Source organism: Chitinophaga rhizosphaerae, from assembly GCF_003958645.1.
In the GTDB taxonomy this organism is placed as follows: Bacteria; Bacteroidota; Bacteroidia; order Chitinophagales; family Chitinophagaceae; genus Chitinophaga; species Chitinophaga rhizosphaerae.
This window is the reverse complement of sequence record NZ_RXLO01000017.1, coordinates 14,417-41,034: the sequence shown is the minus strand read 5'-3', so window position 1 is coordinate 41,034 and position 26,618 is coordinate 14,417. Positions and strand designations below refer to the sequence as shown.

The following is a 26,618-nucleotide window of genomic DNA, read 5'->3' as shown; positions in this document are numbered from 1 at the left end:
TCTATTCATATTATTCCGCAACGGTTTCATAAATTGTTTCGCCTGTAAAAGCGCCGATTAGACCACCACCAATACTACCAACAATCCCACCAATAATTGCACCAGGAAGAGCTCCAGCACCTCCAAACCACACGCCAATTCCTGCGCCTACTTTTGCTCCTAATTCACCACCCACTGCAGCCCCCAGCAAAGCTCCACCTTCTCGTGCAATTGCTTTGGGTTTATTTTCAGCTGTAGAAACATTATAGACTGAAATTCCAACAGCGGCGACTCCCCCAATTTTCCCTAGTGTACCAAGCCTATCTACAGTTTTATTAACGCCTGCATTTGTTTTACTCGCGGTCCCCCCTGTTCTGCTCGCCTCTTTTGAAGAAGGTCGCATTTTTTCAGCTACTTCAAGCATAACAGCGGGAGTCTTTGCACGCGCTTCCATTTTCGCTTTTGTCCTTCCGGCTCCATCTGTAGGATCTAATTGGGAAACGGCATTCTTATATTCGCCACGAACAATTTGTGCGACCGTTAATGTAACAGCAGTTGTAGTTAAGACACTTTGCGTTCCTCTTACTGCAGGATTCGTAGTATCTCCTAATGGATCATTGTTAATCAAGGGGTTGTTATCAAATGCAGAATACGGGCTTAATTCGCTGTTTGGCTTAGGGTCTATTACATGCCATCTTCCTAACTGCGGATCATACATTCGAAACTGAGTAGAATACCACTCCAGCCCTCCACCATCAGAAAATTCTCTATTCTGAAGCTCAGAACCTTTGTTAAACTTAAAACGATTCTCCGGGTTGTAAACCGCCTTCTCACTCAACCCCGCCATCGTCAACCCAAACGGATAATAATGCGTCTCCTCCAGCACAGGCGTACCCGCCAATGCCACCGTCACGTTGTCAAAGAACACGTCCTGCTGAGTCTCGTTGCTGGTGTAGACATACAGGAACCCGGATTTCTCCATGATAATGTTGTCCTGCGCCAGCGTCTGCAGTTCGTCCGGCTGGGCGGCTACCTGTTTCACGCCGCTGGAGCCTTCCACTAAGTTAAAGTTCTCGTCGAACAGTACAAAGTTTAAGTACGCTTTGGGCCGGTCGGGGTTGTTCGGGGATTGGGGGGCCCGTTCCTTCATCCGGTTCCAGCTGTCGTTCACGAAGTTGTTGTTGAAGGGCGTACCGTTCGAGCCTTCCGATCCACCGTGCCCGTCGGCCACCGCAGCGCCCGGGTTACCGAACGCACGGATCAGCGATGCGGCCATGTCGGCGGCGGGTGCGGATGTTTTCTGCGCTTTGTCAGGCCCCTGGGATTTATAGAAAGCTCTTGCGCCCAGGCGCACCGTGTCCCCGGACTTTACCTTCAGCACCAGGCTCGGCCCGATGCGGCGGGCGGCGTCTTTACCGTTCAGTTTGGCGACGAACGCGTTTTTATCGGTTTGCGGATCTTCAGGGTATCCAACCGGCTTGTCCGTCCGGGAGGCATCGATATTGCTGAACGTCGCGTTTTCCATGGCCGCCTTCTCCGGCTCCATGCTCGCCAGGTACAGCTGCTGGGGCGGATTGGTCTCGGCCAGTACGATGCGGACGTTGCCCAGGTGGTCTTTCATGAAGTAATCGAAAGTGAACCCGCCCGCGGCAATGGGGCGGATGCGGCCTTCTTCATGAGAGATCAGCTGCAGCTCATCATTTTCATAAATTACCGGTCCCATATAGTCGGTCCGGGTAGATTTATTCGGCGTCACCGTCTGATCAGACACGATCTTGGCCAGCTTGCGGCCGGTAGCGTCGTAGATGTAGGAGATCGTGCCTTTGCCCGTGATGCTGATCGTTTTGGGCAGGTTCAGCAGGTTATATTGGATCGCCGATATTTTCTTGTTTTCATCTTTGACAAGGTTGCCATTCTTGTCGTAAGCATAATCAAACGTTGCGGCGGTATTCTGGTCGGCAAAGTCGCCCAATGTGGTGGTTGGGTCGTTGGCTGCGTCAGTTATTTTGTACAGCCTGTTACCTCCGGCAACGCCGGTGGTATCGTAGCTGTAAGCCAGGTTGTCGATCAGTACGTTTTCCGTCGTACCTTTCTTGCCCCAATGACGCATTTGCTTGATATTCCCGTTGGCGTCGTAGGCCGTGGCGGGATCAACGCCGTCGCCCATAATGGCGTCGTAAATGGTGCCGGTACGGGCGTAACCTGTACCATTGGACGATTGTGTAAAGTAGCCTTTGAGCAGCCTGCTGGCGGCATCGTAGGTATATGCATACGCATTGACAGTGGGCACGGTGCCGGACGTGATTTTGGTCCCCTTCCAGGTCACTCCGGCGATGTTGCCATTGTATTCCTTGTTTTCGAACCCCTCATCAAAATGCAGCTCCTGCCCGAAGTAATGTGTTTCGGCGCCGGTGAGCCATTTGCGGTTGATGCCTTTGTTCCAGCCGCGGACGTTATAGGTGTAGTCCATACTTTCGACCACCGCCCCGGCGGCGTTACGGAATTCCTTGCGCTGCAACTGGCCGAGGGCATCGTAGGTATTGGTGGCGATTTCCCGTTTATAGGCGGTGTTGTCGTTCAGCTGTTTGGTCACCTTTGTCACGCGGCCGGCATGGTCGTAGGTGAGGTTGGTAAGCAGCTTCGATTCCCCTGCCGCTCCAGCTTTGGGATTGCTGTGATACTGATAGGTGCTGAGCGTTTTACCGGAGAAGTCATAGAGGCTGGTCAAGATATCGGTCCCGGAATGAATGTTGTCGCTAAGCACTTGTACCGGGCGTCCTTTGGCATCGTAGTACGTGGTAGTAACCAGGAACCGGTCGGTATCGAGCACCCGCACCTTCGTGCCGGTTACCAGGCCCTTGGTCTGGTTACTGATGGCGACGGGCTCGGCGTACAGGTTAGTGCCTGCCTGTGGTTTGGTAAAATAGGCTGTCTGCGCTGGTTTGGCTCCGGGGTAGTCAGGTGTATCGTAATAAGTATAGGTCAGCGCGTAGAAGTTATTATTGAGATTGGGCAGGCTGAGGGAGGAGGTAAATGTTTCAGAAATATCCGCCATGGCAGGGTCTGTCAGGATTTCGGCGGCTACGCCGGTGGGCGTCTCGAAGCCATCCGTTAATTCTACGCTTACTCTGGCTTTATATTCATTGACATTCGTCTCGTACCGGGACACGACAAGGTTGTCTACCGCTTTTATCCTGGTGGTCACCGAACTGGCCGAACTGGCCCCTCGCATGTAGGAAACCAGCGCGTCGTGGGTCAGCGTGCTGGAATAGATCCCCGTCAAGGTGGGCCGGTTCAGCTCGTCGTAAATCGTGGCCATCCACTTGCCGGTTACCGCGCGCAGGTTACCGTCGCGGGAAAGGACCAAGCGGTCGCGTTGGTCGTACACCATTTCCACGGGTTCGGCGCCGGGCACTTTCTTGATAATCATCCGGTTGCGGCCGTCGTATTCATAGCGGAAGCAAAGGTTGTTTTGTACCTCGGCACTCAGCGCCCATCCGGCACCAGCCAACCGCTCCACCGCCCGGGGCGGCAAAACGAAGCGGAGATTACCCAGGTCGTCGTAGGCATAATATGTGCATAGCCAGCCGGTGTGGTTGGCACCTGGTGTAGTGTCGATCTGCACTTTTTTTAAAATCACCTTGTTTTCCTTGTCCCTATATTCAATTACCTCTTTACCGTTCTCTTCCGTCGTTACGTTTTTGAACAGTGTGCCCGCGGGATAAACGGCAGACGACGTAATGGTGGACGTCGGAATATTGCCAGACAAGGTGATTGCCACCTTCCATATGCGCACTTCGTCGGCAGCGGTGTTGACCAGGTATTGCATGCCGGTCCCCCGTCCGGAGCCTGTCCAGTTATTGCCCGGCGCCATTGCTTTAGTGACGCGGTTCAGCGGGGAGGCCTCGAATTGGGTCTCGCTATAGAAAATTTCTTCCCGAGTGTTATTGGCGGTGGTGAGGACACCCTCATAAAAGGTTTTCTGTTCGTTAAAGGGATTAAGCTTGAATGCCCCGTCGCCCACCCCGCTTGCGTAGGGCAGGTATTTGAAGGCTTCGCGGCCGAAGGCATCGTACACTATCGGCGCCACGAGGTCTTTCACCGATGGCGATACGCCTTTGGAGACGGTTTGCAAGGGCCTGCCGAGACCGTCGAAGTAGGCGGTGGATTGGGGAACGTTTTTCACATCCGTGGCGGAGATGACCAGCGCCGGATCGGTGAGCGGCTGGTTAGGGCTCCAGGTGCGGACATAGTTCACTTTGGTGCCGCCGGGGTAAGCTACCGGAACGGCGCGCGCGGATTTCACGGCCGGCACGCTGCCGTTGGGTTTCTGGGCAAAGGCGGAAGCGGTTCCCATTATTATTGAACCAAGACTTAAAACTACGCAGGTTAACCTACAATAACAGCTAGTATAAACTCGCTTCATTAGCAATCAGGTATTGGGTAAAAATTGGTATTATATATAGTCTTACAGTTTATTTGTCTACGCCATCAAGGATTAGACACTTCCACGACAAATGGATAGGGATAAAGCGAAAAAGACTGAACACCACTTATAGTGTTATCCTGGCCATTTATGGATACTGTCAAAGGCGTACTGCAGGAAAACTCCAGCACGTAATTAATGCCCGTCGGCAAACTGGCCGCAAATGCCGGTACGCCGCTTTCATTGCCCATGAAATCTTTCAGGACTACAATGTTGCCGCTCGTAGTTTCTTTGATTCTGATACCAAAACCGCCGCTCACAGGACCATTCTTTATACGAACGTAAAAATTGGGATTTCCGCAAGTTCCGTTGTCATTGGCATATTGTTGTCCGTTAGATTCCAAATCAGCCTGGGCTTTGGCGTTGGCATCCGCCTGCGAGATAGCGGAGGAGTATTTGCCGGCAGGAACGCTATAGCCAATCGTTGTGCCTGTCAGGCCGCCCGTGCAATACTTCGTGAAATATCCGCTTGTAGCCTGGTTGAACCAATAACACGAGGCATTGGTATTGGCCGTAGCCTGCCCATAAGTATTGATCTCATTTTGTGCCAGGGCATCTGCCGCAGCCTGACTGGTATAAACAACGTATTTTCCTGCCGGCACGATATACAACGTTGTACCTGCTGTAGTACCTGCAGGACAATTATTTCTATAGAAAGTCTGGGATCTGTAACTGTTGGCAAAACCCGGAGGACAAGTACCATTTGTATTGGCGAAGTTCTGTCCATTTGCCTGAATGTCTGCCTGCGCTTTGGCATCAGCATCTGCCTGACTTATGTTCGATATATACTTGCCGGCAGGTACAAGGTAAGTAACTTGGGAGCCCTGAAAACCGCCTGAACAGTTATTCCGGAAGAAATTGCCACTGGCGGCGTTATTGCTGAAAGTAGCGCCGAATTCATCCTGCCTGATTCCGTATTTAAGTTGTTGCGTAATTTGGCGCTTTGCATCGCGCTTGATCGTCAGCCGCCCAAGTCCATCGTACTCAAAATATGCCGGGATACCTGTTATCCCTGCCTGGGCAGTGGTGCCGATCAGCGGCGAATAAGTAAAAGTATTCATTTGCGCGTCTTCCGGAAACATCCTCACTTCGTCAATTCCCCCACTCCCCTGAATAGTAATGGAAGTTGCGCCTGTAATAAAACGTTGATGGAATGTCCATTCCCCGGACGTGAGCCCGATCGACGAGCTGGTGGTGTTGTTGATACTGGCGCTCGCTCCATTCTTTAGCCAGAATGTGACAATGTAACGTTTGCTTGCGGCAAGTCCGTTATAAACGATCGCCCCGTTCTGCAGCAAATAATGTTTGTTGCCGGTAATACTGCTTCCAGAAGTACGTATTGCGGAAGCCACCAGCCAGTTCCCTGTCCCGTCAGCCTCAAAGCTGGTATAGGCAATTTCGTTCCAGCCGGCATTGGTTACTTCCGCAATGGGGTATTGCTTCGCGTAATCCCATATGTAACTGTTCTTAAAGTTATTCTCTTTGTATTGTTCCAGCAGATTTCCGTCAGCATCGTATTTGCTGTACACCAGCAACGGAACGTAACCGGAGTTGACTGCAAGCGCACCGCCGCTAATGGATGCAGGTACGAATCCGGTTACGGGAGCACTGTTAAGTACTTTATGAATTTTGTAAGGAAAAGGCTGGGTCGGGTAATATGATGTCATCAGCGTGGAAAGCATGACTTTCCCTGAGCCGTCTGCATTACTGCGATAGCTGGTTTTTTCCACTTCGGCATCGAGGATGTTCTTACTGGTAAGTGATTTAACTCCAGCTGATAAGTCATCTGATGCGGTTAATTGTTCAAAGTCACCTGCATATTTATATTCCGTAATAATTTGCTTGCCATCACTTCCGAAGGTCTTTTCCCTTAAAAGACGGCCGTTGGTATATTCAAAATATTTTTTGGTTTCCGTTATGCTTCCATCGGTGCCGTAAGTTTTATCCAGTTGGTAGCTCAACAACTTATGGCCGCCCTTAATGTAATATTGGTCATAATTGAAAACGGAGGGCTGTCCTGTGAGATAATAATCGAAAATACCGGGAGAAACAGGAGCTTCGATGGTTTTGATATATGGCGCAACTTTGAGACCGCTGAAAAGCGTAGTGAAAATCGGGGTATATTCGAATGATTGCTGGCTTACGAGTCCGCCGCCAGCCGCTGCCGATTTGTAAACACTCCGTTCCAACAATCTGGGTTCATTGTCGTATTCGTATTCCCGAACCAGCGGGGCGCCAAATTCCTGCTGGCGGGTAGAATAAGTGGCTACCTGGGGTAATGAACGGTCATACTTTTCAATTATTTTGCCATTAGCCTCCGATCCGTTACTGCTGACTGACTCTTCACTAACTTCGTTATACCAAAGCCACGATGATGATATCATCCCATCCAAGACTTCGCTGTTGAGGAGGGATGAATAAGTAATTTGTTTTAAAGGGGTGAAATTGAATTTGAAGATACCATAGAGCAACCGTTCCTGCACGTCGTATTTTCGAGGCGGGAAGCATAGTCCGATGCCAGCGCCATTGCCATTTGGTCCATAGTTGTATGTTTTCTGCAACACTGATTTTCCGAAATGATCGAAGCTTTCTACACGTTTAACACGAAGGCCGGCACCTTGCGTAACATTTTCACCACATTTATATTTATTAGCCTCATACATGTAAGTAGTATATCCGCCAGTTGGGTAAGTTATTTTTTGGAGGGTGAAGTGATCCGGTGTTTCATCAAATTTGTTCTTGCCGAAGTTGTATGGAAAAATCTCAGAAGCATTACAGGCGCCAACCAGCGTGCCGTCGGGCAATTCATCCTCAAAATTGTGGGCGAGCACAGAGAGAGATGCCAGGTATGTACTCTGAACGTATGCTGATTTATAATAGCCAAAAAGGTCATAGTCCAGGCAAAGGCCCATTCGGTTGTGGTAGTCGAACGAATACGTCATGGATTCTACACCCGTAGGGTCCGAAATACGGACCGAATCCAGATAGCGGTTAGACATAGCGCCGTAACTGTAATAAAACTGGATTTTACGGATTAGCTGATCACCGGCAATGGTGCGGATGTTGATTTCATTCAAAATTCCTGATACAGCGGTACGGATGAATACAACTTTTTCCTTTTCGGTTGTAATGGTGGTTGGAAAACAGGATTCGTAGTAGGAAGACGGGCCCTGGTTTTCACTCAGCTTCATTTTGGGATGATAACAATCGTCTGTCTTGTCACCTCCTTTTGTAATTGTCACGGTTGTCGTAGGGATCGGTACCCGGCTTTCCGTATATTTTGTATATCCGAACTGTATCTTTTTCCCTGCGGGAGTGAGGATACGGGTAAGGGGCCAGCTGGTAGGGTTCATTTCACCAGGAGCGTTGGCCATCTCACGGATCCCGCTTCCATCTTCATACTTGCCGAAACTATACTGAACGCCGCGCGTGTCCGTAAGGTTGAAATGACTGATTCCAATACCGGATTCTGTACCATAACTGATGATGTTGCCTGGTCTGGCATTGAGGAAGCTCAATTTCCCGACAGCATGGTCGCCGATGAGCAGGTTGGCGCTGATTTGGTCGGTCGACAATGTGAAGATATCGTATTGACCGTCTGTAAAAGTATTTGGTCCCGACAGGAACCTTTCCGCGTCTGGTTGTAACAGGAAAGTGGAAAGGTAAAAGTCACGGTTGAGTTTATTCTGGTTGTTGAGTACATTCTGGATAATATCCGACTGTGAGGCCCAGGTGGTCTTTTCGTCGGGGAATCCGTAAATGGTCCGACTGATCCGGTACCCTGGGTTCAGTACCCAACCAAGCCCTACATCGCCACTACTTTGATTATAGCGAATACCCGACGCATGATACGACAGCCGGATGGGGATACTGATCCCGCCAACTTCGATATTATAAAGATTTACGCCAATTTCCGGCAAGCCATTTGCCAGATTCACCTTGTTATTAATAAATTTTTCGAAAGCCTGGGAGCTGGGTGAAGGAGGAACGATTTGCCTGAGATCCTGAGTACGACCTGTAAACACGCAGCAAAAAAGGACCAGGGCAAATAACAATGTTTTCATGATCAGGGATAAATTTTTTAAAACTTGAGTAGCGGGTCAAGGCCCGAAAGTACAAAAAATTTCAAACCCGATTATTACACAATGTTAATTTTTCCTGAAGGGATTTTAGTATTCGTAAAAATTGAACGTTACCGACATATCAATAGGAACGCCCACAGATTAGTACCATATGTAGACGCATTTCAATTCGCAGAGGTATCCCTTGCTTTAAAAAATCATTTATCACGTCGGCACATTGATCAAATCCATCAAGCTTTTCACCCCGATCATTTTCGCGCTCGTATACCCCTCCGCGTAAGGCACCCCGATCATCTTCCCGAGCATCTTGGCGCGGTACAAAACGCTGTCGAAGAATTCGGGGGATGAAATGTAGGTCTGCGGTTCGTGGTCTTTTTCGGCGAGGAACTGCGTTTTGAAGCATTTGATCGCGGCGATCTTCTGCTCGATCACGTCGGTGATGTCCACCACGAAATCGGGCTGCAGGAAGCGGTCCTGGATGAAATGGTACACCTGCGCCGGGCGCCAGGCGTGCTGCGGCTGCCCGTCGTCGCCGAGGGTCTCGATCTTACGGAGGCCAGACATCCAGGCGGCATCTCTCACCAGTTGCGAAGCGCGGCCGTGGTCGGGGTGTCGGTCTTCCGTGGCGTTTGTCAGCACGATGGTGGGCCGGAACTTGCGGATGGCGCGGATCACGGCGAGCTGATCGTCTTTCGTGTTCTGGAAAAAACCGTCGGCCAGCGCGAGGTTCTCGCGCACGTCGAGACCCATGACTTTACAGGCGTCCTGCGCTTCGATGAGGCGGCCTTCCGGCGTGCCGCGCGTACCGAGCTCGCCGCGGGTAAGGTCTACAATGCCGGTCTTCAGGCCCTGGCGGGCGTGTACCATCAGGGTGCCTGCGCAAGACAGCTCCACGTCGTCGGGGTGCGCAGCGATGGCGAGTATATCCAGTTTCATGATGCTCAGATTTTTGCCCGGCAAAGTTCGGGTTTAGGACGGGATGTACCAAATCCCGGTAGGTCAGGATCAGTTAAAACGGTTGTAGAGCTGGATTTCCTGGACGATCAGCTCGATGTCGCGATCGTCTTGCGAATTGAATTCGCTTTTCAGGTTACCGCCGAAAAAGAACGCCACGGTCTGGTACATCCGCGCGTTGAATCCGCCTTTCAGCTCCTTGATAATCTCGTAACAGTTCTCCCCTGTTTCGCGGTGGATGAGTTTCATCAGCACTTTGCCCTGGTACACCGACAAATTCTCCAGTTTATCGCCGAACTGGGCTTTCAGTTCCTTTTCCTTGCTGGCCAGATACTCTTTCCGCTGCTTTTTGGAGGTGCAGCGGTCGAGGTCGCGGCCCACGTCCTTGAGCACCCGGGAGGCCGATACGGCATAAGGATACGTCACGTACACGGCATTGCGCAGGCGCGTCCAGCGTTCGCGCTCCTTGCGGAGGCGCTTCGGCAACCGGTCGTACACATTAAAAATGGAAAGGGTGATGGAAGGGATGGTATCTGTCCCGACAACGATGGCGCGGACGGCGACGGAATCTCCTGCGGGCCTTTGCTGGGCAAAAGACCGGCCTGTCAGGCACAGGAAAAACATCAAACAGCAAACCGCTAATCGAAGCACTGGAACGTATTGGTTTCTCCCCAAATTACGCAATTTTTCAATTCCCGTACATATCCCGCCACCATGCTTCAATGGCCGCTTCCACGCCCGGCACGTCGTGAGACGTAATGTTGGAGCCGATCACATGGCTGCCTGCGCCGGGAATGGCCACCGCGCGCTTTTTAGCGGCCGGCGTACCCAGTTTTTCGTGCATGTCGAGGATGGCGGATACTTTCACGGTGTGGTCCTGCTCCTTTTCGTTCCTGTAAAAGTACAGGTTGAGGACAGGCTGGTCTACCCGCGCGAAGAGTTCCGGCTTCATGGTATGATCTACCAGGTTTTCCAGTTCCACCGCAGCTTCCAGGCGGTATTTGGTATACCAGTATTTCGCTTTTTCAGGGTTGGCGGGCGTAGATTCGTCGTATTTGCCGCGCTTCACCGCCCGGGCCACCATGAGGCCCCAGGGCTCGTCGAGCATACCGACCATAGGCTGGTTGATGGCGATGTTGGGCGACATGTTAACGACGGCCTCCACATCATTCGGGAACTGCGCCGCCAGCATAAGGGCCAATGTGCCGCCGGTGCTCGTTCCCATGACGATCACCCTATCCCCCAGCTGCTTCCCGATGGCGAGGGCTTCGCGGGCGTCTTTCCAGAGCCCCTGGGCCGTCATGTCCAGCAAAGGCTCGGGGGTTTCCAGGCCGTGGCCGTCGAGCCGCGACAGGTACAGGTTGAATCCGTGCTTCCGCGCGAAATCGGTGTGAACGGGGTACCCTTCCCTTTCGCTGGCCGAAAATCCGTGTAGGTACACCACGCTGAAAGGCGTTTTATGAATGGAATCGCCCGCCCAAACGATCCTGGCCCTGTTGCCGGGCCGCGTGTTGAACCCCGCTTCCTTCTTGTCTACATATGCCGCCACCTGCTCCGGCGACTGTGGCACCTTGGGCAGGGAGCCCTGCAAATCAGGCGGAGCGGGCTTGGGGCCGAGGATGTATATTACGGCCAATACAGCCAGCACGATGAGAAGAAAACGGAATATCCTGCGCATAGGAGAAGGGTTTGCTCTTGCTAATATAAATAAAAAGGACGGCCGCATGGACCGTCCTTCATATGAATATTCAGTTATATATTATTTGCGTATCCGCTGACGGATCGCCATGCCGAAACCGACGGCCATCACGATGATGCCGATCCACAGCACGTTGATCCAGGGGAAAACGAGCGCTTTGAGCACGATGTAATCCATCGGCTCGCGGGTTTCCTTCAGTTCGATCTGCACTTTATTTTCGTTCGGCAGGATCCTGGTGAACTTCACGGCCAGGCTCAGCGGCGCAATGGTGTCTGCCACATTCGCCTGGAAGCTGCTGTCGCGGATGAAATACACAGGGTTGATGCGGAAGTCGCCATTGTCGCGGGTATGCACGTAAATTTCGGCACCTACGGCAATGTCTCCCGGCTCGGGATGGTAATTCTTCTGCTGCGGTTTCGTATTCAGGTTTTCCAGCACCATGAACCCTTTCGAGAAATACACGGTATCTCCCTGGGTGATGACGTGCGGTGTGTACGGCAGCGTATCGGCCGGGATGTCTTTCCTCGGTACGGCGGTGATGTAAGTAAAGATATCGCGGGTGAGGTAATGTTTGGAATCCGGGTTCGGCGTGATCCCTTCCTGCCCTTTCACATTGAGATACGCATCGGGATACAGCGTAAAACGCTCCGTGGGCTCGTCTTCCAGCTTCGCCTTCCGCTCATATTCAACGATGTAAAGGGTTTTGTCCTTGTCCACCGTGCTGATGGAATCGCCGCGGTAGGTCACGAAATACGGCCCCATCTGCACGGGCAGGCCTTTGGGCAACATGAGGTTTTCGCGGGAATTCTGTCCGCTTTCCTTCGTGAAATACCCGCTGAGCACGTTCATCGAATCGATAGACAGTACCTCTTTCTTACTGGAGGAAATGAGGATCCCCAGCAGCATGAGCCCGAAACCGACGTGTGCCACGGAGGCGCCGGCAGCTTTGGTTTTGCCTTTCAGTACGGTGATGATGTAGGTGATATTGGCCACGATGGCGTACACGCAGGCGAACAGCAAGAGGTAGATGCCCAGGAGCACACCCGCGCCGTAGTCGGTATAGAAAATACGTCCCGCCACGCCGATGAGCACGGCGATGGCCACGGAGATCAGCGTAGGCCAGGCCAGTTTTTTGGCCAGCACGCCTTTGGGCGTATCCTTGTATTTCATGAACTGGGTGACGGCCGTGAGCAGGGCGATGATGATCGCCAGCCATATCTGCACCTTGTTGTAATGCAGCATCACGTCTGTCGGCGGTGCGAATTCTTCCAGTTTGAACAGCTTCCTGATCCCGGAAATATCGAGCAGTTTGTTCCAGACGGGGATGGAGGTGAAGAAGGTCACGTGCAGCGCGCTGACGAGGAGCACGAGGGCGCCGACGAACATCCAGAATTCGCGGGAATAGGTGCTTTCTTCCTTTTTCAGCGTCGGGATCTGCTTTCCGCGGGCAATCAGCATCCAGAAGGCCGGAACGGTGAACATGCCCATGAACACGAGAAGCTGGCCGCTCATGCCGAGGTCGGTGAACGAGTGCACCGAGGTTTGGCCGAGAATACCGCTACGCGTTAGGAAAGTAGAATATAAAATGAAAACGAAAGAGATCAGTATGAAGAAAAACGATGATTTGAGTGCGTGGCCAGACGATTTGAAGGCCAGCATGGTGTGAATGCCGGCTACCAGGGTGAGCCAGGGAACCATGGAGGCGTTCTCTACAGGGTCCCAAGCCCAGTACCCGCCGAAAGTGAGCGATTCGTACGCCCAGGCGGCGCCCATCATGATACCTACGCCTAACACCATGCCGGCGAAGAGCGCCCAGGGCAGTGCGGGCTTCACCCATTCGGTGTACCGACGCGTCCATAAAGCGGCCACCCCATATGCGAAAGGCACGATGGTGGCGGCGAAGCCGAGGAACAACACGGGCGGGTGGATCACCATCCAGTAGTTTTTCAGCAGGGCGTTCAGGCCGTTTCCGTCCATGAACTGCTTGAACTGCATGTAATCCGGGTTATTGAAAATGGGTAGCGTCGGATCTTCCTGGCGGATGAGCAGGAACGGGTTGCTGCCGACTTTATAGTCGAACATGTAAATACCGATCAGCATACTGCCAAGACAGACCTGCGAGAAGGCGAGGACCGCCATCACGGGGGCTTCCCACGATTTCGAGGTGTTGATCAGGATGATGCCCAGCACGCTGTGCCAAACGCTCCACAGCAGGAAGCTGCCCTCCTGCCCTTCCCAGAAACAGCTGAGGAGGTACTTCACTTCCAGTTCGCGCTCGGAGTGCTGCCAGGCGTACTTATATTCGAATAAGTGGTTGGAAATGATGTAGTAAAGTGTGGCGAACACGGCAAAAACGGAAAATGCCTGTATGTAGAAACTCCACCGGCCGATTTTGGCCCAGGAAGATTTTTTCAGCCCGTCCGAATGCCTGACGCTGATAAAGTAAGCCACGACAGACACCATGGAGGCCACGAAAGCCAGGATGGTGAAGAAATGGCCCAGTTGTCCGGGAAGCAGGTGCTCCCCATTGTATTTGATCGATTCCAATGGTTGCTCCGTAAGTTGTGAGGATTCCGTCGCCCGTTGGCATGGCGCTGAAAGACGACGATATACAGTTATTGTTTAATATCTTCCTTATCCTTTGCGCTGCGCGCTGAAGGCCTGCTGCTCGTCTTTATATTTCGACGGGCATTTCATAAGTATCTTGCTGCAATGGAACTCGGTGCCGACCATTTTGCCGGTAAGTACCAGCTCGGTGGATTTCTCGAAGTCGGTGGGCCGGGTACCGTAGAACACGACACGGCTGATTTCGCCGCTTTTGTCTTTCATATGGAAGCTGAAGTAGTTGGCATCCCGGGCGGGATCGTACACCACGGCCTTTGTACTGTCTAAAGCGCCGATCACGTGAATCTCCTTTCCTTCCTTCTTCCGGGCGGTAGCGAATGTTTCGTAGGTGCTGAAATCACCCACCATCATGACCATGCCGGCCACGCAAACCGCTATTACTACGAGCAGAATAATACTTGTCTTCTTCATCCTTAGCAGATTAATCGAGACCAAAGGTAGCCAAAAAACCCGTTCCCGGGGGCTGATATTCGTCAGGTTTCCCCCTCCCGGAACCAATTTTTACCTGTACCTTTGCGCGGAAATAAGCTAAGTATTGATTCATCATGGCTGATCTATCGAAATTCGATCCCAACTCCCCCGGCCTGCTGTCCAACAACATTTTCGGACTGCCTTTCGGGGAAGACGATGCACGGCTGGTACTTTTGCCCGTGCCCTGGGAAGTGACGGTGTCTTATAACAACGGTACAGCCCGTGGCCCGGAACACATTTACAAAGCCTCCCTGCAGGTAGACCTCTACGATTCTGACACCGGCACCGAGGGCTGGAAACAGGGTTTCTACATGAAGGAGCAGGACCGCCAGCTCCTCCTCCGGAGCGATTACCTCCGCAAGGAAGCCGAGCTGTACCTGAAATTCCTCGCCGAAGGCGGAGATATCAGTGAAAACGACTTCATGCTCCGCTCGGTAGACGACGTCAACAAAGGCGCCTGTAAAATGAACGCCTGGGTCTACGACCAGACCAAAAGCCTCCTGGCCAAAGGGAAACTCGTAGGCCTGGTAGGTGGCGACCACTCCACCCCGCTCGGCTTCTTCCGCGCCATGGGCGAGCACAAAGGCGATTTCGGCATCCTGCAGATCGATGCGCATGCCGATCTGCGCGACTGCTACGAAGGCTTCAAATATTCCCACGCATCTATCATGTATAACGCGCTGCAGGAAGTGCCCCAGCTCAAGAAACTCGTCCAGGTAGGCCTGCGCGACTTCTGCGACAGCGAGATCAACCTCATCCGCAACAGCGGCGGGCGCATTACGGCGTTCCTCGACCAGGACATGAAAGAGCGCATGTACGAAGGCGAAACGTGGAAAAGCATCTGTGACGACATTATTTCCCGGCTCCCGCAGCAAGTGCATATCAGTTTCGATATCGACGGGCTGGACCCGAAGCTTTGTCCCCACACCGGGACCCCCGTGCCGGGAGGCCTCGAAGCCCAACAGGTGTATTACCTCTTCCGCCGCGTGATCGAGAGCGGGCGTACCCTCATCGGGTTCGACCTGGTTGAGGTAAGCGCCGGGCTCGATGAGTGGGACGCCAATGTGGGTGCCCGCATCCTGTTCAAATTGTGTAACCTGATGGTGAAATCCAATGCATAAGTTCCGCGTCCTACATCCAAACGCCATCACCAAGCTGCGCATGCAGCCTGTAATGCATGGCATGATCGGGATACTTTTCCTGTTCAACCTCATCGGCGTGTACAAAATGGAGCATCCCAACTGGCTGATGGCCCTGCTGTTCATCGCGCTCGGTACGGCCAGCCTGGCTTTCCCGTTCATGATGCGGACAATGCGGAAAATGTCCGAAACCAATTCCGTATTGCGGCTCTTGCAGGTGTTCACGCTTTTGTCGGGAAGCCTTTTCTTTTTGTCGCACATGCAGCCCATTATCGGCGGCACCCTGCTGCTGGCGGGGCTCGGCGTGGCATATACCGGCTATGCGGAATACCGCATCATGCAGCCGGCGTACGCGCGGATCGAGGATGGCGGCATTTCCCTCCCCACCGTGTTCGGGGAGAAGCATTACCGGTGGAACGAGATGAATAACGTAATTTTGCGGAACGACCTCCTGACGCTGGATTTCCGCACCAACAAAGTGCTCCAGCTCGAAGTGCTCGACGAATATTCCCCCGCGCAAACGGCGGAGATCAATGCTTATTTTCAATCCAGGCTAACATGAACGTTTCTCCTTATATAATGTACTCCGACGGCAAGGGCAACATCTTCGAGGATACCTCGCTGTATGTGGTGGGCCGTGCCGGGTGGGATGCATTTCCCATCCCTGAAGATGAATGGATCGAGCTTCCCGAAGGAGGCAACCTGTACGAACTGCCCGGCCGCAGAGGCATCGGGATCGACGTGCAGACCGGCGAAATGCGCCTTTGCGAGAAAGGATGGGCCGTTGCGGCTTTCATCCCGCCCGCGCATACCGGGCTATACCTCGCGGCATACGAAACCTTACCGGACGCACCTACCCTTCCCCTGTTCTGCTACACGGCTGCGGGTTGGCATGACGATAAATTCTATGTGCCGGCCGTGCGCATCGAGCAGGACATCCGGCAGGAATGCGCAGGGTTCGACGATCAATCCGTGAAATCCGGCGTGACCGACATGCTGGCCGCTTACCCGCACAACCGGCTGGTGCAGCACCTGGCCAATAATTGCGCGCTGACGTACCATTGTCCGGCCGCCCGTAACTATTTCATGGGCCGCTGGGAATGCCCCATCCCTTCTTCCCCCGCCTGCAACGCCAATTGCATCGGCTGTATTTCTTTCCAGCCTGAAGAAGAGACGATCGTTTCCACGCAAGACCGTCTTACGTTCAAGCCGACGGCCCAGGAGATCGTGGAATTTACCGTTCCGCACCTGGAATCGGCGCCGTACCCTATCGTGAGCTTTGGTCAGGGATGTGAAGGCGAGCCGTTGCTCATGTGGGAAACCATCCGCGAATCGATACTCGAGATCCGCAAGCATACCGGCAAGGGCAGCATCAATATTAATACGAACGGCAGCAAGCCCAATGCGGTGCGCGAGCTCTGCAAGGCGGGCCTGAACAGCATCCGCGTGAGCCTCAACTCCGTTCGGGAGCAGATTTATACACCGTATTACCGGCCCAACAACTACCAGTTCTCCGACATCATCGAAAGCATAAAAGTGGTGCGGGAGCATGGTGGATGGGCGTCTATCAACTATTTCGTTTTCCCGGGCATGACCGACACGGTGGAGGAATATGAAGCACTTCGCACGGTGATCCGTGAAACCGGCCTGAACATGATCCAGTGGCGGAATTTCAACATCGATCCGGACTGGTACCTGGGCAAGATCGGCGTGGTGGAAACCGGTGAATTATTGGGCGTGAAACAGTTGATGGAGCTCATCCGCGAAGAATTCCCCGATCTGAAATTCGGGTATTACAATCCGCCGATGGAACGTATCAAAGGCAACTACGAGGCGGATTTCGCGCATTTGTAGTTTTTAAGATAATATTTTGAAAAAGCCCTCATCGCTGGATGAGGGCTTTTTGTTTTTCGAACGAAGTATTGTCGGGTGTTTTTTCCGGTGGATGAGGAATCTAGGTTCCGCAAACGCGTCCGATTACGCCACCGCGGCTTCCGGCGCGGGGCTTGGTTCGGGCGTGGGCGCGGATGCTGCGGGAGGGGTGGATGTATTTTTCAGCATCCAGCGGAACCCGAAGAAAGTGAGCAGGCTGATGCCGCCTACCGCCCACCACCAGTCGCGGAACCCGAAATGTTCCACGCCGAAAGCGCCTAATGTGGGCGCCAGGATCGTGGCGCAGGAAAACGCGACGGTGTAAAGGCCCGCATACTGGCCCCGGTTGTGGGCCTGGGCGCGGTTGATCCAGAAATTGTTCATGAACGGCAGGGTCATCATTTCTGCAGCCGAGAACAGCACGATATGGAGATAGGCCACTGCCGCCACGGGCGGCATGAAATTGAAGATCACGTACGCCAGTCCCATAAGGAGGGCGCCGATGCAGATATAGTACTCGTTGGGCCGGCGGTTTTCCAGCTTGAACACGAGGATCATTTCGATCAGTGCGATCAGGACGCCGTTGGTCGAAATCGCCAGGCCGATCATGCTCTCATTCATGTGGACCACGGTTTTGAGGTACACCGGAACGATGTTGAACATCTGGAACAGGCAGATGGCGTTGAACGTGACGAGGAGGATAAAGAATAGATAGCGTTTATCGCGCCAGGCAGACATATTGGCTTCGCCGGCGGGTGCCGTATGCACGATATTTTCCGCTGTTTTCCCGGGACGGAGGAACAATTTCAGCAAAAGGGCCGCCGACAGGCAGGAAAATGCGTCGGCGAAGAAGAGCATGTTATAGCTGATGGTGGCCAGCACCCCGCCTACCGCGGGCCCTACCGCCCAGCCCAGGTTCGAAGCCAGGCGAAGCAGGGAATAGGAGCGCAGGCGCGTGGTGGCATCGCTGTAATGCGCTACGGCCGCGAAGTTGGCCGGGCGGAAAGCATCGCCCACCATCCCGAGCACGAATACCGTTACGGCGAACTGCGGAAAGGTATCCATGCGCGAAAGCACCACGAACATCACGCCGTGCATCGCCAGGCTCCAGAACTGCACCGGGTGAAAACCGATAGTATCCGTCAGTTTACCGCCCAGCAGCGAGCCGAGGATCGAGCCGATGCCATAGACCGTCATCACAATACCCGCCTGCTCCAGCGAAAAATGAAGCTGGGTGGTGAGGTACAGCGTCAGGAAAGGGATCACCATGGCGCCGGCGCGGTTGATCAGCAGCACGGTCGCCAGCAGCCAGACCTTCCGCGGAATACCGCCGTAGGCGCTTCTGTACAAGGAAATTGTCTTGTCGAACATCATGTACCGCAAATTACACCGCTTACTTACATTTACCTGTCCGGAAATGACAAACCGCATTTGTAAATGACAGGCGCGGCAGGGTATTTGCTGCCGGAAACGGGGGCATTCCTTCCACCGGAAAAAAAATATTAACTTTGGAACACGATGACAGCGCAAAATAAATCCAAGAATATAAAAGCCGCCGGCATCACGATCGGCGTACATGCCTTGCTGTTAGTAGCACTGGTGATGGTGAGCCTCGACGTGCCGCCGCCCCTGCCCGACCAGGACATGGGTATCGAAGTGAACCTGGGCACGTCCGACAACGGTATGGGCGACGAGCAGCCGCTCAACCCCAATCCGCCCGCGGCCGCCCAGCCGGAACCTTCCGTGCCGCAACCTGCCGCCGCTTCCAAAGCCGACAACAGCAATTCGCAGGAACTCGCCACGTCCGACGAGGCCGAGGCGCCGGAAGTGATTAAACAGCCGGTGAAGCCCGTCAACGTCAAACCCAAGGAAATCGCAAAAACACTCGAGCCCAAGCCGGTAAAAGCGCCCAAGCCAAAAGCAGAAGCGCCTCCCGCACCTGTCCCCCCTGCCCCGAAACCGAAACCCAAAGCCGTTTTCACCGGCGGAACAGGGAGTTCGGCCAACAGCGGCAACGGGGCCGACGGCTCCAATAACTCCACCGGCGAAGGCAATACCGGCAAGCCCGGAGACCGCGGCGTTATCGGCGGCAGCCCCAATGGCGGCGCTTATACCGGCACGCCCGGCGCAGGCCGCGGTGCGTCAGACTTCCGGCTCAGCGGCCGCAGCCTCGTAGGCCGCCCGTCTGTAGAGTGGGATGGCAACGAAACCGGTTACGTAGCCATTAACATTAAAGTAGACCGTAATGGTAACGTGGTGAGCGCCACGCACAGCCTCCGCGGTTCTACCATCAATAATTCCGCCGCCGTCCGCATCGCACGGGAAGCTGCCATGCGCATCAAATACAACGCAAGCCAGGACGCCCCCGAGGAACAATTCGGCACCATCCGGTTCTACTTCAAACCGCAGTAAATACGGTAAGGTGGGTTTTACCGGATTTTCATACATTATACCGGGTAAACCACTTGCCGCAGGCCAACGAACCGTCCGATGCGAAACGAGCCAGTCTTCAGACCACAAGTAAACAAACCAGGGCTGTATTTGCCGGCCTTTCAACCTGCGGAGGCGGATACAACACGAGGATGCTCCCGAAGATCAGTCCGGCGCTACCCTCTTCTGATTCAGGCCGCAGGAACGGCAGTACGGTAATATCCTTCGGATTTTCACGTTATTACCTATACCTTGTACTATTCTATGGGCAAATCACGTCTCGGATATCTCGCTTTGTGCCTGCTGACCGCAATTTCAGCGCAGGCACAGGTATTTACCGGCTATCATACGAGCCAGTACGCAGGCATTCACGCCATCCCGTTCAACCCGGCCCTCGGTGCCGGATCGCGGTACAGGTGGGACGTGAATATCGTTGGGGCGGATGTAAAGGCGGGCAATACCTATTATTCCTTCGTTAAATCCTCCCTTTTCTCCAGGCAGGAAAAGCTGGTGCGGAACGTCGACTATATCCCCGACACCAACGCCACCCGCCGGCAATACGGTTGGGGCAGCGGGGAAATCATGCTGCCGTCCGTCCTGTTTTCGATCGACGAAAAACAGTCCGTCGCCTTCACCTGGCGCGTACGCGGATCGGCCAATGCCGGCGGCGTGGAAACCGACATCGCTAATTTCTTTGCGCTCAACTATCCCAATCCCCGATTCACCAACCGTAACTTCGCCGCCAAATTCGCGGCGGGCAACGGTCATGCCTGGAACGAATTCGGGTTCAGCTATTCCCGCGTTATCAAAGACGAAGGCGACCACCGCTGGAAAGCGGGGATCACGCTGAAATACCTCGGTGGACAGGCAGCTGCCTACACCGTAATCCGCGATGCCTCGTTCACCTTCAATACCACGGAACTGGCCGACATCAACAGCGCAAAAGTGTATTACGCCTATAACGAGGAGATGGATGAGTATACGAACAACGATAGCTGGTCGTCTTACTACAAACCCTTCCAGAATCCCGGCATCGGGGCGGATATCGGGGTGGTGTACGAATGGCGGCCGGATAACGACGGATTTGGAAGTATGCACGAAGGCGGGCCGGATTGGAACCCCGACGCGGATACCTGGAAAGCCCGGTTCGGCGTGTCTATCGTAGACATCGGCGGTATCAAATATAGAAAAGCGATGGCTTCGGCCAACCTGGACATGACGGCGAACAATGTGATCGTCCGCTCGCTGAACAAGCAGCGGGGCGAAAGTATGCGGCGATATGCGACGCGCCTCGCCACGATGTTTACGCCCATGGAAAACGAAGAAACGTATTACATGAACCTCCCCACTTCGCTCAACCTGTTCGGCGACTACAACCTGAACGGCAGGTTTTTCCTGAGCGCGAGCGCCACCCTGGCCCTGAACAGCGGGGAGAAAGACGATAACAAGACGAGCGCTCTCACGCAGCTGACCGTCACGCCACGGTACGAGCTCCGCAACCTGGGTGTTTACCTCCCTGTTTCCGTGAACCGGTACGGACAGGCGGATGCGGGTTTTGCCCTGCGCGCGGGGCCCCTGGTGATCGGGTCTGCCTCCATCTTATCCACCCTCGGCCGCCGGATGATCAATCATGCGGATGTATTCGTAGCTTTGCGCATAGTTCCCATCCGTTTCGGTAAATGGTCGTGGGACAAGGGCAGTGACGGAACGTACCGCAAACGCCGGCACAACACGGGCTGCCCCACTATTTAGCGAGGTATCCATGAACTATCAGCAAACGATCGATTACTTGTACAGCCGGCTCCCGATGTTCAGCAAGCTGGGAGCTTCCGCGCTGAAAAACGACCTGCTCAACATCCGCCTGCTCTGCGGCGTGCTCGGCCACCCCGAAGCAAAATTCCCTGCTGTCCACATCGCGGGCACCAACGGGAAAGGGTCTACCAGCCACATGCTCAGTGCCATCTTCCAGTCGGCCGGGTACAAAACGGGCCTGTACACATCCCCGCACCTGCACGATTTCCGGGAGCGCATCCGCATCAACGGCGAAATGATCCCCGGGGAACGGGTGGTTACTTTCACCGAAGCCATCAAACAGCATATCGAAACCATCGACCCGTCGTTCTTCGAAGTGACCGTGGCCATGGCGTTCCAGTGGTTCGCGGATGAAGGCGTAGATATCGCCATCATCGAAACCGGGCTGGGCGGGCGGTTAGATAGCACCAATATCATCTCCCCCCTCCTTTCCATCATTACCAACATCAGCCTCGACCATACCCACATCCTCGGTAACACGCCGGAACTGATTGCCCGGGAAAAAGCCGGGATCATCAAACCGGATACGCCGGTGGTGATCAGCGAAACGCAGGCCGGGCCCGAGGGTGTTTTCCGCGAAATGGCCGATCTCCACAACGCCCCGATCCTATTTGCCGACAAGCAATACACCATTATCAAAAGCGAGCCGGGCCCCGAAACACTGACCGTTACCGTGGCTTCCGGTCCAGGGGAGCCTGCATCCACCTATCGCCTCGATCTTCCGGGACATTACCAGGAAAAAAACCTCCTGGGCGTGCTGGCCGGCGTGAGCATCCTCCGGCAGGAAGGTTACCAGCTCACGCAGGAAGCCGTGGAAAAGGGATTGGCAAATGTAAAACGGCTGACCGGTTTGGGTGGAAGATGGGAAGTGATCGGCCGGCAACCCTACACGGTGCTGGATGTGGGCCATAACGAAGCCGGCATTCGCGCTATCCTAGAACAGCTTGCCCTCGTCAAATTCGAAAAGTTACATATCGTGACGGGTTTCGTGAAAGACAAAGACGTGCCCGCCGCATTGCGATTATTCCCGCAAGACGCGATGTATTACTTCACCCGCGCCCAGATCCCCCGGGCACTCGACGAAAAAGAATTACTGGAAATGGCCAGCCAGGAAGGACTACAGGGCAATGCATACACCGGGGTCCCCGAAGCGTACGCCGCCGCCAGGGCCGCTGCCGGCGCCAACGACATGATCCTCGTTTGCGGAAGCTGCTTCATCGTCGGCGATATGCCATTACAACCCTAGATTCAAAAAGTACCCGGTTTTCGATTTTAAGCACCCGCCGGAGCCGCCGGCTTGCGATAGTTTTAATGCATCTCCCGAAACGACGCCAGAGTACACCCCGCGGCGACGAGGGCTTTCAGCATGTATGAGGCGCCTGCTGCGGGGAGCGGCTGCCCTTCATTTATCTGGATTGCAAATCCTTCCACTTCATCAATCCATAAAACAGGCAGGTGCAATGCAGCGACTGGAAGAATTCGTTCCGCGCCAGCCTAGCCTCCAATTCCGCGATGGTGACGATTTCCACGTCGATCTCCTCATTGAAATCGAGCTGCTGCTCCTGTATTTTCTTCCCGCCCGTAGCCAGGTACATGAATACGCGGTTGGTGTGGGTGGAAGGATTGGGAGACGTGATCCCGAGGAAATGCACCTCATCGAACACATAGCCCGTTTCCTCCAGCAGCTCGCGCCGCATGGCGATCTCGGGCGATTCGTCTTCCGGGTCCATCACGCCGCCGGGGATTTCCAGCAATACTTTTTCGACGGGATGGCGGTATTGGCGGACGAGGATCACGTTTCCATCGTCGGTAACGGCCATCGCGTTCACCCAATCCGGGTACTCGAGCACGTAATATTCAGGTACCAGCACGCCGGAAGGCGTTTCACATGTGTCTCTCCGCACGGTGAGCCAGGGCTCGCGGAAAAGGTATTCTGATCGCAGTAGTTTCCAGTTCAAAATTCATTCGTTTTACTTCCACCCTTCCCTTTCCTTCAGCTTTTCGATATGCGCCAGGTGATGCAGCCCGTGCCAGGAATAATTGGCCAGGTGCTTCGCCAGCGTGTTGGAAGTGTTGTTGCCGGGATGGAAAAATGTCCGGTCCCAGTCCCGCGCTTCCATATGCTCGAGCACGGCTGCCCAACGGGCATGCAGGGCGTGAAGCAGGTTGATGGATATGTTGATGGGCGTATATTGTACGTCGGGCAGTTCGGCCCAGGCGGCTTCGTCGTAGGGTTTGATGGTAGGATTGTCTTCCGTGAGCGCCAGCTTCAACCGGGTAAAACCGTTCATGTGCGAATCTGCCAGGTGGTGCACCACCTGCGCCACCGTCCAGCCGCCGGGGCGGTAGGGCGATTGTAGCTGGTGCTCGTCGAGCGTTTGCACGGCCAGCTCGATGAGCGAAGGCAGGTGCCGGATGTCATTGATGAAGCGTTTGCGGGCTTCCGCGTTAATGATGGCCGGCGGGTGAAAGCGGCCGATGGGATAGCGTAAATCTTCCATAAAAAAGAGCGGTATGCATGTTGACGAATAATCAGTCTTCGCGCAAATCCTTCCCGGTCAGCTGGATGAACACATCTTCCAGGCTGGCCTTTTTCACTTCTTTTCTCCTTTCGAAACCGCCTGCCACAAGCTGGTCGATCAGCGCGTCGGGCGAGTCGATGGCGATGATGCGGCCACTGTCTACGATGGCGCAGCGGTCGCAAAGGAACTCTGCTTCATCCATGTAATGCGTGGTGATCACGACGGTTGTACCATTGGCCCTCACCTGCTGGATGAGCGTCCAGAGGTTGCGGCGCGCCTGCGGATCGAGGCCGGTGGTGGGCTCGTCCAGGAAAATGATGCGCGGTTTGTTGATGAGGGTGGTGGCGATGGAGAAACGCTGCTTTTGTCCGCCGGAAAGCGCCTTGTATTTGGCTTTGGCTTTATCTTCCAGGTTGAATTCGCGCAGCAGGGCCATGGGGTCTACGGGTTGATTGTACAATCCGCCGAACAGGTCGATCAGCTCTACCAGGTTGAGGTTCGGATAATACCCGGACGTCTGGAGCTGAACGCCGATGATCTGCTTGATGGCCTCGGGGTCCTTATCCAGGTCCAAACCCGCTACCATGACGCTGCCGGAGGTTTTCTGGCGAAGGGTTTCAATGATCTCGAGCGTGGTGGATTTACCGGCGCCGTTGGGGCCGAGGAGCCCGAAGACTTCGTTCTCGTACACATCGAAACTGATCCCTTTCACAGCGGTGAAATCTCCATACGTCTTCACCAGGTCTCTCACCTCAATGATCCTGCGTTTTTCCATGGCGCCAAATTACGGCAAAAAACGGCAGGGAGGTACAAAAAAAGTACAGCGGCTCCCCTGCCCAGGGAACCGCTGCGGTATAAAACAGATTAGCAAGTTTTATTTCTTCGCCTGTGCGGCGGGTTTGTTCACGAAAATCTGGGTGAAGAAAACAATGTTCCCTTTGCCCCTGGCCGTTCCGATCCCGATAAGGTTGAAATCGCCGAGCATGTTTTTACGGTGACCCGGACTTTTGATCCAGCCATCCACCACGGCTTCGGCGCTCAGGTTGCCATAAGCCACGTTTTCAGCGGCGGCGCGCACGGTGCCGATGGATTTGGAGATATCGTCGATCCGGGATTCGAAGCCTTCGTGCCCGAAACCGGTCCGCCCGCTGGCCATATCCTTGCTATGCCCGCGCGCTTCCTTGCTGAGAACGCCATTCAATTCCAGGGGCTTGAGACCTTTGGACCGGCGGAACTTGTTGACAAAGAAGAGGATATCTTCATCCATGTCGCCATCGTTGCGAACGGAGCGTTCGGATGAGGAGCCGCTACCGGCAACCGGTTTGCTGCAGGCCATGGTGGAGCTGCCCGTGATAACCGCGGCGGCGAGGAAGAGGATTTTGCAATAACGTTGGTTAAACATGTTGATTAAACGATTTTTTAAGCTGTTCTATTATTGCCTTATCCAAATTCGCGCCAAATTAACGGATCGCGGCCTGCACCCTTTCCACCATACTTTTCGAACCGATGAAAATGGGGATGCGCTCGTGCAGTTCCGTCGGCTTTACGTCGAGCAGGCGCTGGTTGCCGGCGGAAATGGACATCCCTCCCGCTTTTTCCATAATGAACGACATGGGATTGCATTCATAGCAAAGCCGCAGGCGGCCGTTCTTATATTTCCCGAACGCCGGATACATGAAGATGCCGCCCTGGATGAGGGTGCGGTGGATTTCCGCGACCATGCAGCCCACGAACCGGTGCCGGTAGATCTTCTGATTCGGGTCGGTAGCCACGAACAGATCGATGGCGTTGCGGACCTTGGGCTCGTACAGGTGATAATATCCCATGTTGACGGAGAAGATATCGCTGTCGTCGGGCACTTTGAGATCGGGATGGGACAGGCAGAATTCGCCGATGGACGGGTCGAGGGTGAAGCCCTGGAGCGTGCGGCGGGTAGCGTATACCAGCATGGTAGACGAGCCGTAGATGATGTACCCGGCCGCGATCTGCTGGGAGCCCGGCTGCAGGAAGTCTTCCAGCGTACAGGGCGTGCCGTTGGGCGACAGGCGGCGGTATACGGAAAAGATCGTACCGATAGACACATTGACGTCGATGTTGCTGGAACCGTCGAGCGGGTCCATGAGCACCACGTACTTGGAGTTCATGGAAAATTCGTCCTCGAACGCAATGAACGTGTCGTTCTCCTCGGAAGCCACGCCGGCGCAGTAAATGGAGCTGGCCAGGGAGGCAATGAGCTGGTCGTTGGCGAATTCGTCGAGCTTCTTGACGGCTTCGCCCTGGACGTTGGTTTTGCCCGCTTCGCCGAGGATGTCGGCGATACCGGCTTTATTCACTTCGACATTCACGCGCTTGGCCGCGAGGCCAATGTCTCGCAGGAGGCCAGACAGCTGGCCGGTAGCGCCGGGATAGTTTTTCAGGTCCTGGATCGTGAATTCGTCCAGGTTCATCACTTGGCGGTTGAATTTCATAAACGTGTTTGAATTGATTGGTTTTGGCCGGGCTAAGGTACGGGAAATCAGTCCTTTTTAAGAAATACGTCATTTTTTG

General features: G+C 54.2%; 19 protein-coding genes. 6 read left to right on the top strand and 13 right to left on the bottom strand.

Annotated elements, in window-relative coordinates; translation table 11 throughout:
- Positions 1–10 precede the first annotated feature (10 nt).
- The 7 genes from EJ361_RS24350 to EJ361_RS24320 form a co-directional block, all read right to left on the bottom strand.
- Positions 11–4,336: a DUF6443 domain-containing protein gene (locus EJ361_RS24350; RefSeq protein ID WP_164714412.1), complete on the bottom strand. Its 4,326-nt coding sequence runs from the start codon at positions 4,334–4,336 to the stop codon at positions 11–13.
- A gap of 134 nt (positions 4,337–4,470) precedes the next feature.
- Entirely contained in the window at positions 4,471–8,529 is a 4,059-nt protein-coding gene (locus EJ361_RS24345) for a DUF5977 domain-containing protein (protein ID WP_126249186.1), read from the bottom strand.
- 222 nt (positions 8,530–8,751) lie between these two features.
- Complete coding sequence (gene bshB1, locus EJ361_RS24340) at positions 8,752–9,483, bottom strand: bacillithiol biosynthesis deacetylase BshB1 (protein ID WP_126249185.1); 732 nt, start codon at positions 9,481–9,483, stop codon at positions 8,752–8,754.
- 69 nt (positions 9,484–9,552) lie between these two features.
- Positions 9,553–10,152 carry a DUF4294 domain-containing protein gene (locus EJ361_RS24335; RefSeq protein WP_240646728.1) on the bottom strand — a complete coding sequence of 200 codons (600 nt, stop codon included), beginning with the start codon at positions 10,150–10,152 and terminating at the stop codon, positions 9,553–9,555.
- A 37-nt stretch (positions 10,153–10,189) separates the two neighbouring features.
- The gene (locus EJ361_RS24330; RefSeq protein WP_126249184.1) at positions 10,190–11,179 is read right to left on the bottom strand and encodes an alpha/beta hydrolase; all 990 of its coding nucleotides are present in this window, start codon (positions 11,177–11,179) and stop codon (positions 10,190–10,192) included.
- Between the two features lie 81 nt (positions 11,180–11,260).
- Positions 11,261–13,747 (bottom strand): cytochrome c biogenesis protein CcsA, encoded by a 2,487-nt coding sequence (gene ccsA, locus EJ361_RS24325; RefSeq protein WP_240646727.1) that lies wholly within the window; start codon positions 13,745–13,747, stop codon positions 11,261–11,263.
- Positions 13,748–13,834: 87 nt separating this feature from the next.
- Positions 13,835–14,236, bottom strand: a complete 402-nt coding sequence (locus tag EJ361_RS24320; protein WP_126249183.1) for a cytochrome c maturation protein CcmE domain-containing protein — start codon at positions 14,234–14,236, stop codon at positions 13,835–13,837.
- Between the two features lie 134 nt (positions 14,237–14,370).
- Here EJ361_RS24320 and EJ361_RS24315 point away from each other — a divergent pair, with 134 nt between their 5' ends.
- The 3 genes from EJ361_RS24315 to EJ361_RS24305 are packed head-to-tail and all read left to right on the top strand — an operon-like array spanning position 14,371 to position 17,289.
- Positions 14,371–15,417 (top strand): agmatinase family protein, encoded by a 1,047-nt coding sequence (locus EJ361_RS24315; RefSeq protein WP_126249182.1) that lies wholly within the window; start codon positions 14,371–14,373, stop codon positions 15,415–15,417.
- Positions 15,410–15,997 carry a hypothetical protein gene (locus tag EJ361_RS24310; RefSeq protein WP_126249181.1) on the top strand — a complete coding sequence of 196 codons (588 nt, stop codon included), beginning with the start codon at positions 15,410–15,412 and terminating at the stop codon, positions 15,995–15,997. Before EJ361_RS24315 ends, EJ361_RS24310 begins: the two co-directional genes overlap by 8 nt.
- On the top strand, positions 15,994–17,289 hold the full coding sequence (locus EJ361_RS24305) for a radical SAM protein (protein ID WP_126249180.1): 1,296 nt from the start codon (positions 15,994–15,996) through the stop codon (positions 17,287–17,289). Before EJ361_RS24310 ends, EJ361_RS24305 begins: the two co-directional genes overlap by 4 nt.
- A gap of 123 nt (positions 17,290–17,412) precedes the next feature.
- Here EJ361_RS24305 and EJ361_RS24300 read toward each other — a convergent pair whose 3' ends face one another.
- Complete coding sequence (locus tag EJ361_RS24300) at positions 17,413–18,678, bottom strand: MFS transporter (protein ID WP_126249208.1); 1,266 nt, start codon at positions 18,676–18,678, stop codon at positions 17,413–17,415.
- A gap of 147 nt (positions 18,679–18,825) precedes the next feature.
- Here EJ361_RS24300 and EJ361_RS24295 point away from each other — a divergent pair, with 147 nt between their 5' ends.
- From EJ361_RS24295 to EJ361_RS24285, 3 genes are all read left to right on the top strand, one after another.
- Complete coding sequence (locus EJ361_RS24295) at positions 18,826–19,719, top strand: hypothetical protein (protein ID WP_126249179.1); 894 nt, start codon at positions 18,826–18,828, stop codon at positions 19,717–19,719.
- 282 nt (positions 19,720–20,001) lie between these two features.
- Positions 20,002–21,489: a DUF5723 family protein gene (locus EJ361_RS24290; RefSeq protein WP_126249178.1), complete on the top strand. Its 1,488-nt coding sequence runs from the start codon at positions 20,002–20,004 to the stop codon at positions 21,487–21,489.
- 10 nt (positions 21,490–21,499) lie between these two features.
- Positions 21,500–22,795: a bifunctional folylpolyglutamate synthase/dihydrofolate synthase gene (locus EJ361_RS24285; RefSeq protein ID WP_126249177.1), complete on the top strand. Its 1,296-nt coding sequence runs from the start codon at positions 21,500–21,502 to the stop codon at positions 22,793–22,795.
- Between the two features lie 160 nt (positions 22,796–22,955).
- On the opposite strand, the gene EJ361_RS24280 is transcribed toward EJ361_RS24285, so the two are convergent.
- The 5 genes from EJ361_RS24280 to fbp form a co-directional block, all read right to left on the bottom strand.
- Positions 22,956–23,507, bottom strand: a complete 552-nt coding sequence (locus tag EJ361_RS24280; RefSeq protein ID WP_126249176.1) for an NUDIX hydrolase — start codon at positions 23,505–23,507, stop codon at positions 22,956–22,958.
- 12 nt (positions 23,508–23,519) lie between these two features.
- Entirely contained in the window at positions 23,520–24,050 is a 531-nt protein-coding gene (locus EJ361_RS24275) for a YfiT family bacillithiol transferase (protein WP_126249175.1), read from the bottom strand.
- Between the two features lie 31 nt (positions 24,051–24,081).
- Positions 24,082–24,846 carry an ABC transporter ATP-binding protein gene (locus EJ361_RS24270; RefSeq protein ID WP_126249174.1) on the bottom strand — a complete coding sequence of 255 codons (765 nt, stop codon included), beginning with the start codon at positions 24,844–24,846 and terminating at the stop codon, positions 24,082–24,084.
- 99 nt (positions 24,847–24,945) lie between these two features.
- On the bottom strand, positions 24,946–25,473 hold the full coding sequence (locus EJ361_RS24265) for a CAP domain-containing protein (RefSeq protein WP_126249173.1): 528 nt from the start codon (positions 25,471–25,473) through the stop codon (positions 24,946–24,948).
- 58 nt (positions 25,474–25,531) lie between these two features.
- Positions 25,532–26,539: a class 1 fructose-bisphosphatase gene (fbp, locus tag EJ361_RS24260; RefSeq protein WP_205687104.1), complete on the bottom strand. Its 1,008-nt coding sequence runs from the start codon at positions 26,537–26,539 to the stop codon at positions 25,532–25,534.
- Positions 26,540–26,618: the final 79 nt, after the last annotated feature.